The sequence below is a fragment of the Brevibacillus jepli genome, from assembly GCF_047229145.1.
Classification (GTDB): domain Bacteria; phylum Bacillota; class Bacilli; order Brevibacillales; family Brevibacillaceae; genus Brevibacillus.
Genome location: NZ_JBFEFW010000004.1, coordinates 210,673 through 223,151, shown reverse-complemented (window position 1 = coordinate 223,151; position 12,479 = coordinate 210,673). Strand labels below are relative to the sequence as shown.

The following is a 12,479-nucleotide window of genomic DNA, read 5'->3' as shown; positions in this document are numbered from 1 at the left end:
AACTTCCATGAAAACGCGGTCGCTCTTCTATGATTTTGCCTCGAAAGAGGTTTTTTTATGGTACAATAGACGGGAAAGATATTCTTATCGACTTGGGTGAATGTAATGGGGGACGAGCGGAGGCTGTTTACGCATCAGACAGACCAGTTGCTGACCGTTCTGAACAGGCAGCGTCATGACTGGTTGAACCATGTTCAGGTTCTGCTCGGCTATTTGCATTTGAACCGTACTGAACAAGGAGAGGCACATTTGAAGCGCATCGCTCAGATGGCGATGCAGGAATCGATGGTGGCCCGTTTGAATAGCTCCTTGTTGTCCGTCTTCTTCTTGACATTTAACGCACTGAACAAGGAATTGCTTTTAGAAGTAGACGTGTGCAATCATGTGGATCTCACGCGAATAGTATTGGACGAGCAAGACTTGTTTCAGCTGGTGTCAGAGATATTATGCACAGTGAACGATCATGTAGACCAAAGCGGGTACGAACCAGCCAGCATGCAGGTAAGCTTGCAGATGGATGAGTGTGGCGTTCATTTTCGTTTTGACCTGGCCGGAGTGCTTCGTGCATCCGGAATGGAAGAATTGGAAAAACTGATACGTAAAAGCGAACAGAGTACGGTGGAGGTCACCGAGTGGATACATACGGAAGATGAATGGGTCCTGAATCTGGTGGTCCCATTCGTGGAATGAAAGAGGTGACACCATGTTTGTCGATCAGGTAAAAGTATATGTAAAAGGCGGGGACGGTGGTAACGGAGCCGTCTCCTTTCGCCGGGAAAAGTACGTACCGCTGGGTGGTCCAGCAGGTGGAGATGGCGGTAAAGGTGGAGATGTCGTTTTCGTTGTAGATGAAGGACTTCGCACGCTGGTAGACTTCCGATATCAACGACATTTCAAAGGCCCTCGCGGAGAGCATGGACGCAACAAATCTCAGCACGGAGCAGGTGCGGAAGATATGGTCGTTCGCGTACCGCCGGGAACAACTGTCATTGACGATGACACCAAAGAAGTGATTGCCGATCTCGTGGAGCATGGTCAACGTGCCGTGATCGCAAAAGGCGGCCGAGGCGGCCGAGGTAATACTCGTTTTGCCAACTCGTCGAATCCAGCCCCACACATCTCGGAGAATGGAGAGCCAGGTCAAGAGCGTTACATTGTCATGGAGCTCAAGCTCATTGCCGATGTGGGATTGGTTGGCTATCCGAGTGTGGGCAAATCCACGTTGTTGTCCAGTGTAACAGCGGCGAAGCCAAAAATCGCTGCGTACCACTTTACGACACTGACACCGAATCTGGGTGTTGTGGACCTGGGTGAACAAAGCTTCGTTATGGCTGACTTGCCAGGACTGATTGAAGGAGCGCATGAAGGCGTAGGTCTTGGTCATCAGTTCCTGCGTCACGCAGAGCGTACTCGTTTGATTGTCCACGTGATTGACATGGCAGCGGTAGATGGACGCGATCCATATGAGGATTATTTGCAGATCAACCGAGAGCTGACCATGTATAACCTGAAGCTCGAAGATCGTCCGCAAATTGTCGTAGCGAACAAAATGGAGCTGCCAGAAGCAGAGGAAAATCTGCGCATTTTCAAAGAAAAGGCTCCAGACGTGAAGGTGTACGAGATTTCTGCTGCAACTCGTCAAGGTGTACAAGAATTGATGTATGCAATCGGGGATACATTGGCGACGATTCCAGACAAGCCGGCAGTCGAGGAAGTTGTGGAAGTGGAAGAGCGCGTTGTGTTCCGAGCAGAAAAAGAACCAGAGCCATTCGAGATTACGCGTGATAACGAAGTGTTTGTCATTAGCGGCGATAAGATCGAGAAGCTCGTACGAATGACGAATCTCAACAGCTATGATGCAGCACAGCGTTTTGCAAGACAAATGCGCAGCATGGGTGTGGATGACGCTCTGCGCAAGCTAGGAGCAAAAGACGGGGATACCGTCCGGATCGGCAAATTAGAGTTTGACTTTGTGGAGTGACGAAAACCATGATTGATGTCCCATCACTTATTCCGTTTATGACGGATAAACGACTCCAACGCGGTGCTACGCTACCGCTGATCATCTCCAAACAAGTGAAAACGCCCGTTCAAGCTATGGTCGAACATGTAAAGGGTGGTTATCTCGTCGTTTCCTGCGAGATGAAGGCTGATACAAAAGCAGAGCTGCTCGGATCAACCGTGCGTGTTCGCTGGGAAACAGATGCGGCAGTGAACACGGTGGATCTGGAAGTAGTCTCGGAGCAAACGCTGTGGCCGATCAAGCTATTGGCGATGATTCCGATTAGTGTCGGGGTAGAAATCATACAACGTAAGACGGAGCTCATTTCCCCGGATCTCGGCATCCAAGTTCCTTATAAGGTGATGGGAGCCAGGCCAATTGAAGAAAAGGGAGAGGCAGTATTACTGAAGTTCTCTCCTACCCGTCTCGTCTTGGGAACAGATGGCTATGTATCAAAAGGTGATTTTCTCCATTTGTCATTCAAGATTCCCAAGCAAGCGCAAGAGATCGTCATGATGGCGAAAATCGTGGAAAAATCGTTTCAAGACAAGCAAAGCATGATCGAATTAATTTATACGGATATTAACGAAAAGCATCATCAGCTGATCAAAGATTACTATAAAAAGCTCTCAACTACCGCTTCTTCTTAAGGAAGCGGTTTTTTTCCTTTGATGTTCCTGTGAAGAAGGTATATAGTAGAGTACATAGAGTTCTGAATCGAGCCTGTTCACTTAGTGGATTTGTTGTGTACGCTTTCCTGAATAAGTACTTGTGAAATCATGCACTTATCATTCATTCAAATCCGTTGTCTACTTTACTTTGTGAAAAAAGTTACAAATAAGTTCGATCACCGGATTCTCGGGAAGAATAGCGGCCGTAACTCGTATGAACAGGCATCGAGAAATAAAGGCCTCTATTCCAAAGCAAAGGAGGACGTTTTTTTATGTCTCAAACAACTACGCAACAAGCTCAAGCTGCTGCTGAAGTAGCAAGCACAGCAACATTGGCACCAGCGCAGCAACAAGATGTACTCGATCAGTTGATGAAACCAGAGATTCAAGAGTCGCTTAACGTATTGGTGGCGAACCTGCCTAAGCTGGCTGAAATGACAACCCTTTTGACCAAAACGTACGATTTGGTACAAACCGTAGCTAACGATCATGTGTTGATCGACGATATCAAAGGCGGAATGGAAGAGTTCGTAAAACCGATCTCTGATAAAGCCAAAGGTATCGCACAAGCAGCCATTGAAGCCAATGACCGTGTTCACGTAGAGGAGTCTACTATTGGATTGTTCGGCATTCTCAAAATGCTCAAAGATCCGCAAGTACAAAAAACATTGCGTTTCGCACAAGCATTCTTGGAAGTAACAGCAGAACGTCAACAACAAAAACGCTAGTATATTCATTACTGAATGGAAGAGAAGGACGGAGGATTGGGCATGGCGAAGCAAATTCTGATTCTAGGCGGCGGTTATGGCGGTTTGCTCAGCGCATTGACTGCACGTAAATACATGACGGCTGAAGAAGCGTCGATCACGGTGGTAAACCGTTTTCCTACTCACCAAATCATTACGGAGCTGCACCGCTTGGCAGTAGGAAATCTGTCTGAACAAAACGTGGCGCTCCCTCTGGAAAGATTGCTGCGTGGCAAAGATATTAACCTCGTAGTAGATACGGTAGAAAATATTGGTCTTGAATCCCAACGTGTAACGCTGGCGAGCGGAGAGTCCATTAAATACGATGCGCTTGTAATTGCGCTGGGTAGTGAAACCGCATTCTTCGGAATCCCAGGCCTGCAAGAGTACAGCTTCACACTGAAGTCTGTAGAGGAAGCAAATCGTCTGCGTGCTCACCTTGAAGAGCGCGTGATTGAATACAAAACGAGCAAAAACAAAGCAGATGCGACCTTCGTCGTTGGTGGTGGCGGTCTGACAGGGATCGAGCTTGTTGGTGAATTGTCAGATATGCTGCCAGATTTGTGCCACAAACACGGCGTAGATTTCGCTGATGTATCCATCTACTGTGTAGAAGCTGGCCCATCTATTTTGGCGGGCTTTGCTCCTGACCTGGTTGAGCGTGCGAAAACGAGCTTGGAAAAACGCGGCGTTCAGTTCCTGACAGGCGTACCTGTAACAGAAATGAAAGAAACCACTGTTTGCCTGAAAGATGGCGCTACCATCGAAACAAAAACGATGGTATGGACAGGTGGCGTACAAGGAAATCGCGTAGTAGCTGAGTGCGGCGTGGAAGTAAACCGCGGACGTGCAACGGTTACAGAATTCCTTCAATCCACTTCTCACCCTGACGTATTCCTCGCAGGTGACAGTGCAGTAGTAATGGGACCAGAAGGCCGTCCATTCCCGCCGACAGCGCAATTGGCATGGCAAATGGGTGAAGTAGTGGGTCACAATCTCTTCGCACACTTCAACGGCACCAAAATGGATACCTTCAAACCGGTATTCTCCGGTACATTGGGCAGCCTGGGCCGTAAAGATGCAATCGGAACAATCGGTGCAAGCCAGCTAAAGTTGAAAGGCTTGCCTGCAACCTTGATGAAAGAAGCAAGTAACGTTCGTTATTTGACTCATATCAACGGTCTGTCCTCTTTGGCATACTAATCGAATCAGGTAAACCCGGGATCATCGTGTCCCGGGTTTTTTGTGTTGATTTATCCGTTTCCGCTAGGGTCTTCAATCACGTTTGGAGACTGTGCCATTTTTTTGCCCCGCATGTCATTGCCAAACTGCTCAAGACTGCTTGGTTTACCTGCTGGGTGATTATTACGGCGCTCCGATTTATCTGACTTTCCTCGTCCGGCCATTTTTCTTTCACCTCCTCAAACGAATAGCATTATTGTGCGCGAAGAAGCTCTCCCTCATGTAAATCAAAGTAAACCAAATATGATCCCATGAAAAAAGTTGACGACCAAGGATTGTCACATTACGTACTTTCCGTTATAATGTCCTCTATGAAGAAACAACTGTTTTTCTCAGGAGGACACAACGCATGAAAAAGGAAGAAAAATTCTACTTGATTCGATCTGACATCCTGCCAGAATCGATCGCCAAGACGATTGAAGCCAAGAAGATGCTGGAATCCGGCGAAGTGGATACCGTGAACGAAGCGGTTGAACGGGTGGGATTGAGCCGTAGTGCTTTTTATAAGTACAAGGATGGCATTTTTCCGTTCAATGCGATGATGAGCGAAAAAATTATGACGTTTACTTTCTCTTTGGATCACATGTCGGGTTACTTGTCCAAAGTTCTCACATATGTGGCAGATCAAGGTGGAAACGTATTAACCATCAATCAGACGATACCGCTCCAAGGGATTGCTACTATATCGATGTCAGTCGATATGGCTAATCTTCGCGTATCCAGTACGGAGTTTTTGGACAGCTTGCAACTGATACCAGGAGTCCGCAAAGCAATGATCGTCGGTAGAGGCTAAGCAAAAAATAAGGAAAGAAAAGGCAGGGGAGAGAGACGATGGAGAAGCAGAGCATTAAGTTGGGGTTAATGGGTTTTGGGACAGTCGGGACGGGTGTGGTTCGCATTATTCAAGCACATCAGGAAGATTTGCAAAAGCAAACTGGGCTAGCGATTGAGATTTCGCGAATTCTTGTTCAGGATGCGGAAAAGGCTCGCAATATTTCGTTCGTGGAAGGCGCGCTGACCACAGATCCGGCTAAGCTTTTGGACGATCCCGAAATTGAAGTGATCGTAGAAGTGATCGGCGGAATCAACCCTGCAAAGGAATACATTTTGGCAGCATTGGAACGCGGCAAGCACGTAGTGACAGCCAACAAAGATTTGATGGCTTTGCATGGAGCCGAAATTTTAGAAAAAGCGCAAGAAAAGGGCTGTGATGTTTTCTACGAAGCAAGCGTGGCAGGTGGAATCCCGATTTTGCGTGCGTTAGTGGAAGGGTTCTCCTCTGATCGCATTGCGAAAATGATGGGAATCGTCAACGGTACGACCAATTATATCTTGACTAAAATGAGTCAGGAGGGCGCCGAGTACAGCGAGGTATTGAAAGAAGCGCAAGCATTGGGATACGCAGAGCAAGACCCTACCTCCGATGTAGAAGGCTTTGATGCTGCCCGCAAAATGGCGATTCTGGCAACGCTGGGCTTCCGTGTACCGATGAAGCTCGAAGATGTGGATGTAAAAGGCATCAGCTCCGTGAGCAAGGAAGATATCGCGTATGGCAAGCAACTGGGCTATGAAATCAAGCTTCTCGGTCTGGCTCGTCGTGACGAAGAAGCGATTGAGGTAAGCGTTCAGCCGACTCTGGTGCCGAAATCACATCCACTCGCTTCCGTAAATGGCGTTTTTAATGCCGTGTACGTACATGGGGAAGCCGTAGGTGAAACGATGTTTTACGGGCCGGGCGCAGGTGAACTGCCGACTGCCACAGCCGTAGTTTCTGACTTGGTCACCGTCGTAAAAAATAGAAAGCTTGGAGTGAACGGACGCGGCATGGTTGCTCCCTACAAGGAAAAAGTACTGAAGGATGACAGTGAAAAGCTATCCAAGTACTTCCTGCGTATCGTGGTAGCGGACAAACGCGGTGTTCTGGCTCAAATTACACAGCTGTTGGCTGACAAAAATATTTCCCTCGAGCAAGTCATTCAACAACCATACAACAACGGACGTGAAGCAGAGATCATCATGATTACGCACTTGTCCTCAAAGAGTGACATGGATGGAGTACTCGCTTACATGGAGCAGATGGATATCGTATCAACCGTACAAAGCTGCTACCGTGTAGAAGGGGGAGACAAATAATGGGTTCTGATCGACAGTCTGGTATCCTTGCACGCTACCGGGAATTTCTCCCGGTCACTGAAAAGACGCCATTGATTAGCTTGCATGAAGGAAATACACCGTTAATCCATGCTCCAAATTTATCCAAGCAATTGGGTGTAGAGCTGTACGTCAAATACGAGGGTCTCAATCCGACAGGGTCTTTCAAAGATAGAGGCATGGTCATGGCTGTAGCCAAAGCAGTCGAAGAGGGAAGTACAACGATCATGTGCGCTTCCACCGGGAATACATCAGCAGCAGCTGCAGCGTATGCTGCACGTTCTGGATTGCGATGCATCGTCTTGATCCCGAATGGCAATATTGCACTGGGCAAGCTGGCACAGGCGATTGCTTATGGCGCGGAAGTCATTGCGATTGACGGTAATTTTGATGAAGCGCTGAATATCGTTCGCGAAATTACAGCAAAAGAGCCGATTACACTCGTGAATTCCGTGAATCCTTATCGCATCGAAGGACAGAAGACAGCTGCATTCGAAGTGTGCGATGCGTTGTCGGACGCACCGGACATATTGGCCATTCCGGTTGGTAATGCAGGAAACATTACGGCTTACTGGAAGGGATTCGAGGAATATTACGCAGCCAAAAAATCAAGTCGGTTGCCTCAGATGTACGGATTCCAGGCAGCAGGAGCGGCTCCGCTGGTTCATGGCGAGCCTGTAGCCAATCCCGAGACGATTGCGACTGCCATCCGCATTGGCAATCCAGCTAGCAAAGACGGGGCTTTGAATGCCATCTCGAAATCAAACGGTCTCGTAGATAGTGTAACGGACGAAGAGATTTTGCATGCGTATCATTTGCTGGCCAAGAGTGAAGGTGTGTTTTGTGAGCCTGCCTCCGCGGCATCGCTTGCAGGGATTATCAAGCTGCATAAGGCAGGCAAGCTTCAAACGGGCAGCCAGATCGTTTGCGTACTGACTGGAAATGGACTAAAAGATCCAAACATCGCTCTGAAGCTGGTGGGCGAGGAGCCGCGTTCAGTACCAGCGACACATGAAGCTGTGATGGAGCTGGTCCGTCAAAGTGGGAGAGAATTTCTATCATGAACGGATTACATGTAAAAGTAACCATTCCGGCAACGACAGCGAATTTGGGACCGGGCTTCGATGCTCTGGGAATGGCCTTCCAGCTGTACTCTGTCGTAGAAATGGAAATCAGTGATCAAACGACAGTAGAGATGATTGGCAAGGAGCTGCAAGGAACCCCAACTGATAAAAATAATCTTTTGTATAAGGTGGCAGCCGGTTTGTTTCAAGATGCAGGTCTTGCCATTCCTGAGCTTGCAATCCGTGCCTCGAGTGAAGCTCCCCTGACGCGAGGGTTGGGGAGCAGTGCGGCTGCCATTGTGGGTGCACTCGTCGCAGCCAATCATCTGGCTGGCGAGCCATTTACCCGTGAACAATTGTTTGAGAAGGCAACGCGCTTGGAGGGGCATCCTGACAATGCGGGAGCCTCGATGTTTGGCGGGATTATGGTAGCGACGATGCCTGATGTGCCTGGGGAGCCTATCCCTTATGTACGTTTTTCTGCACCGGCAGGATTGCAGACGCTCGTCGTTATCCCGGAATTCATGTTGTCCACAGAAAAAGCGAGGAACGTCCTGCCGCAGGTGTACAGCAAAGAGGATGTTGTATATAATGTGGGTCATAGTAGTTTGCTAGTTGCTGCACTGGCACAAGGCAGACTAGACCTGATGGGACGGGCAATGTCTGATCGGCTGCATCAGCCGTATCGAGCAAAGCTTGTACCTGGCTTGAATGAAATCCTGGACAAAGCGACTGAACACGGGGCACTCGGTGCTGCTTTAAGTGGCGCTGGACCGACGATCCTCTGCTTTTTCTCTTCGGATGAAGAATTAGCGAAGCTGCGTGCATTTGTGGACAGAGTGATGAAAGGGCACGACATCTCGTACCGCGTGATGATCCTGCAACCGGACGAAAATGGCGTACAGGTAGAAATCCATCAGAGATAGAGCATAGTGGATAGGAGTAGCCATGGAGAAGAAACTTGCTTTTCTAGGACCACGTGGAACGTTTACCGAAGAAGCAGCGAGGATATTGTCGCTCGGACAAAAGCTTTCTCTCGTTCCGTACCCAAGTATTATTGAAGTACTAGACGCTGTTTCCAAAAATGAAGTGGCATACGGTGTCGTACCGATGGAAAACTCCATTGAAGGAACGGTCAATTCAACGCTGGATTGGCTCATTCATGAAGTAGATCTGCCCATCCTGGCGGAGCTCGCACTACCCATTACGCAAAACTTGCTGGTGGCAAAAAGGGAGCAACCACTGCCGTTGTCAGCCATTACGAGAGTGTTGTCACATCCACAGGCGATTGCCCAAAGCCATAACTTTTTGCGTGAGAATCTGCCAGACGCAGCGATCGAAACGGTAAACAGCACGGCATTGGCTGCAAAAATGGTGAGTGAGCATCCCGAAGAGCCTTGGGCTGCTGTTGGTACTCGATTAAATGTAGAGATTTATCCATTGGAGTTTGCGCGTGAACAAATTCAAGATTATTCGAATAACTACACGCGCTTTGTTCTTGTCGGTCAGGAAGCGCTTGATCTTCCGGTTTCTCGCAAGGAGAAGACGACGATACTGGTCACACTACCGGAAGATTTCCCGGGAGCTTTGTACCAAGTGCTGGCTGCTTTTGCTTGGAGGAAAGTCAACTTGTCCCGCATCGAATCACGTCCGACGAAAAAAGCACTCGGAAGCTATTATTTTGTCATCGACATTGAGCAAAAGATGGACGACGTCTTGTTGCCAGGAGCATTCGCGGAAATTGAAGCGATTGGGTGTCAAGTCCGTCAGCTCGGGACGTATCCATTTTATATGCACCAGACCAATTCCTAGGGGGATTGGTTTTTTCTTTTTCTGCTCCCTCCCAACAAAGGAGTGACGTCAAGGAGCAAAACGCCCATGACTGCATACGATGTTAGGGAGTTTGGTGCAAGGGAGGAGAAAAACATTGAGAATACACATCGTCCAAAAAGGCGACACGATGTGGAAGATCGCCAAAAGATATGGCGTCGATTACAAAGAACTGTTACGCCTTAATAGTCAATTAAAAACTCCCGATACAATCTATCCTGGAGCGAGAATCAAGATTCCGGCGAAACAAGTTCCTGTCCGACCACAGCAAAGAACGTCGCCTCCCCATCCGATGAGTGAGGCAGCACCTTATGTCAAAGAAAGACCGATTACGGAAGAGGAAGAGATGGAGGTACCACAGGAAATCGAGCGAAGGCCAATCGAGCCTGAGGAATCAGGAGAGGTGGAAATCGAATCCAGAGAGAGACCGGCACCTCTGCCGACAAGGCCACCCAAGGAGATGCCAAGGCCGCCAGTTCCTACGGTTTCACCAGAGGTTGTCAGGCCAACGGCACCACCGACACTACCGCCACCACCACCGACGCAGCCTATTCCGAAGCCGACAGAGCCGATTGAAAAACCGATTGAAAAACCAGTAGAACCGATCGAAAAGCCAACGCCGTATAAACCACCAAACATTTCAGGCAAACCAAATGTGCTGCCTCCGATTCCGCCTGTACCTATACGTCCTCTCATACCGACTCCACCTCCTACAAGAGTGAGTCCGTATATTTATCCACCAGCGATTCCGCCGAATCAAAATGTGCCCAACATTCCATATAGACCGCCGACCCAGGTCTTACCGTTACAGCCGACACGACCACCAGCATATGTTTGCCCACCTTGCCCGCAGCCAAACTATCCGCCACCACGTGTGAGTCCGATGCAGCCGATGCAGCCAAACTATCCGCCACCACGGGTGAGTCCGATGCAGCCGATGCAGCCAAATTATCCACCGCCACGTGTGAGCCCGATGCAGCCGATGCAACCAAATTATCCACCGCCACGTGTGAGCCCGATGCAACCGATGCAGCCAAACTATCCACCACCCCGGGTGAGTCCGATACAACCGATGCAGCCAAACTATCCACCACCCCGGGTAAGTCCGTTACGTCCACTTAAGCCGCCGACGAAGGTGAGCCCAGAACAACAGTTCAAGCCCCCCTCAAAGGTGAGCCCGCAACAGAAGCAAAAGCCATCTTCAAAGGTAAGTCCAGAGCAAGAACGCAGGCCAATGCCGCAGGTGCGTCCATTCCCACCGTTCCCACCACCGTTTAGGCCAATTATGCCGCCATGCCCGCCATTCCCACCTTGCCCGCCATACGGACCACCGTGGATAGGACCGTTCCATCCAAATCGACCGATTGTAAGCCCAGAACAGATTCGGCCCATTCAGCCATTTCCTATCGTACCACCGCCGATCAGACCGATGCCGTTTCCTTATCCATGCCCACCATTTCCACCCATGCCTTTAAAGCGGCCACGAGCTAAGAAGCCTGTGTGCCCGGAACCAGTGGAGTCATCATCATGTGAGTGTTCTTCTGATGTCCCGGAGTACAGAGGCCGTAAAGGCGGCAGGACCAGTCGTTCTCCACAGGATATTCACAACAACATGATGTTCCCGCCTTCCCCGTGTATGGCTTCTATGCCTGAACAAGGGGTTTGGCCACACTGGGGAGATGGGCATGAAGAATCCTCTTCCTACTGAGAGGGCATGGGATGAACAAAGGAATCGTATCCACCATTGAAAAGGCTTTTCGCTGTCAAATCTACGGGGTTAAGCCGAAGCGGAACGTCAACCTGTTAAAAACTGACCGGGGCCATTGGATTCTAAAAGGATATAAGCAGGTCGAAAAAGCTGTATGGGTGACAGAGTTAGCGGAAGCTCTGCGAGAAAAGGGCTTTCATCATACCGTGCAATATGTGCCCACTACGGAAGGTTCCAAATTTTTTACATTTGAAGGTCGTCATTACACCATCATGAGAATGATTGATGGGCAAGAAGCAGATAACGCTTCTCTGTTCGATGTGAAAAAAACGGCAGAAACATTGGCTCGTTTTCACGTTGCCGCACAGGGTTTCCCCATCGTTCATACTTTCGCGTATGAAGGAAAGCCGGCTCTTTTAGATAAATGGGAGAGTCGATTGGAATACTTTGAGCGGCTGATGTGGTCGATCGAACAAAATGGACCGCAGTCCAAACTGGAGAATCTAATTTCCCACCAGGCCGAAGACGTCCTTCGAGATGGCAAGGAGCTACTGCAATCTGCCTACAAGCTTCCATTGACCCCTGAAATGTTCTTAGCCTTGGAGCGGGGAACACTCGCACACAGAGACGTGGCGAGCCACAACTTTTTACTTACGGGGCGGGGTAACTGCTATCTGATTGACCTCGATACAGTGGGGCATGACCTGCAGATCGTTGACCTCGTACAATTGATGTCCAGGATGCTTTTGATGCAGGAATATCGGATGGATTCATTCGTGGAAGCGATGGAGGCCTATAGCAGCGTCAACTATTTATCAGATACGCAGATTTGGGCGGTTCATCAATTACTGCGTTATCCAGATAATTTCCTGCGAGAGGTAACGGGTTTGTATAGCCAACGCCCAGGCTATCACATGCGTGGCGTTTTGCAGCTGATCCAAATGGAAGGGAAATTAATGACGAATCGCCAACGATTTTTGAATGAAGGAGAACGAATTTTTCAGCGTTCTCCGTGGGGAAATTACCACTTCGTCGGGTAAAACAAAACATCCCTCTCGAAAGAGG

At 49.0% G+C, this 12,479-nt stretch carries 13 protein-coding genes; 12 read left to right on the top strand and 1 reads right to left on the bottom strand.

What is annotated here, in order from left to right; translation table 11 throughout:
• Positions 1-105: 105 nt before the first annotated feature.
• The 5 genes from AB1L17_RS06620 to AB1L17_RS06600 all read left to right on the top strand — a co-directional run bounded on the left by AB1L17_RS06620 (position 106) and on the right by AB1L17_RS06600 (position 4,622).
• On the top strand, positions 106-690 hold the full coding sequence (locus AB1L17_RS06620) for a Spo0B C-terminal domain-containing protein (protein ID WP_412843699.1): 585 nt from the start codon (positions 106-108) through the stop codon (positions 688-690).
• Between the two features lie 13 nt (positions 691-703).
• Positions 704-1,981, top strand: coding sequence for a GTPase ObgE (obgE, locus tag AB1L17_RS06615; protein ID WP_412843700.1), 1,278 nt, complete (start codon positions 704-706; stop codon positions 1,979-1,981).
• Positions 1,982-1,989: 8 nt separating this feature from the next.
• On the top strand, positions 1,990-2,652 hold the full coding sequence (locus AB1L17_RS06610; RefSeq protein ID WP_412843701.1) for a PilZ domain-containing protein: 663 nt from the start codon (positions 1,990-1,992) through the stop codon (positions 2,650-2,652).
• A 293-nt stretch (positions 2,653-2,945) separates the two neighbouring features.
• Entirely contained in the window at positions 2,946-3,401 is a 456-nt protein-coding gene (locus tag AB1L17_RS06605; protein WP_412843702.1) for a helical membrane plugin domain-containing protein, read from the top strand.
• Between the two features lie 42 nt (positions 3,402-3,443).
• Positions 3,444-4,622: an NAD(P)/FAD-dependent oxidoreductase gene (locus AB1L17_RS06600; protein WP_412843703.1), complete on the top strand. Its 1,179-nt coding sequence runs from the start codon at positions 3,444-3,446 to the stop codon at positions 4,620-4,622.
• A gap of 50 nt (positions 4,623-4,672) precedes the next feature.
• Here AB1L17_RS06600 and AB1L17_RS06595 read toward each other — a convergent pair whose 3' ends face one another.
• Entirely contained in the window at positions 4,673-4,825 is a 153-nt protein-coding gene (locus AB1L17_RS06595; RefSeq protein WP_007728640.1) for a hypothetical protein, read from the bottom strand.
• Between the two features lie 185 nt (positions 4,826-5,010).
• Here AB1L17_RS06595 and AB1L17_RS06590 point away from each other — a divergent pair, with 185 nt between their 5' ends.
• From AB1L17_RS06590 to AB1L17_RS06560, 7 genes are all read left to right on the top strand, one after another.
• A complete protein-coding gene (locus tag AB1L17_RS06590) occupies positions 5,011-5,454 on the top strand; it encodes an ACT domain-containing protein (RefSeq protein WP_106656758.1) in 444 nt (147 codons plus the stop codon).
• A 38-nt stretch (positions 5,455-5,492) separates the two neighbouring features.
• Entirely contained in the window at positions 5,493-6,794 is a 1,302-nt protein-coding gene (locus tag AB1L17_RS06585) for a homoserine dehydrogenase (protein WP_412843704.1), read from the top strand.
• Positions 6,794-7,876, top strand: coding sequence for a threonine synthase (thrC, locus tag AB1L17_RS06580; RefSeq protein ID WP_412843705.1), 1,083 nt, complete (start codon positions 6,794-6,796; stop codon positions 7,874-7,876). The genes AB1L17_RS06585 and thrC overlap by 1 nt, the downstream gene beginning before the upstream one ends.
• Positions 7,873-8,802 carry a homoserine kinase gene (gene thrB / locus AB1L17_RS06575; protein ID WP_412843706.1) on the top strand — a complete coding sequence of 310 codons (930 nt, stop codon included), beginning with the start codon at positions 7,873-7,875 and terminating at the stop codon, positions 8,800-8,802. Before thrC ends, thrB begins: the two co-directional genes overlap by 4 nt.
• A 22-nt stretch (positions 8,803-8,824) precedes the next feature.
• Positions 8,825-9,688 (top strand): prephenate dehydratase, encoded by an 864-nt coding sequence (gene pheA / locus AB1L17_RS06570; RefSeq protein WP_412843707.1) that lies wholly within the window; start codon positions 8,825-8,827, stop codon positions 9,686-9,688.
• 115 nt (positions 9,689-9,803) lie between these two features.
• On the top strand, positions 9,804-11,414 hold the full coding sequence (locus AB1L17_RS06565) for a LysM peptidoglycan-binding domain-containing protein (RefSeq protein ID WP_412843708.1): 1,611 nt from the start codon (positions 9,804-9,806) through the stop codon (positions 11,412-11,414).
• An 11-nt stretch (positions 11,415-11,425) separates the two neighbouring features.
• Positions 11,426-12,454, top strand: coding sequence for a YutH/CotS family kinase-like spore coat protein (locus AB1L17_RS06560; RefSeq protein ID WP_412843709.1), 1,029 nt, complete (start codon positions 11,426-11,428; stop codon positions 12,452-12,454).
• The last annotated feature ends 25 nt before the right edge of the window (positions 12,455-12,479 follow it).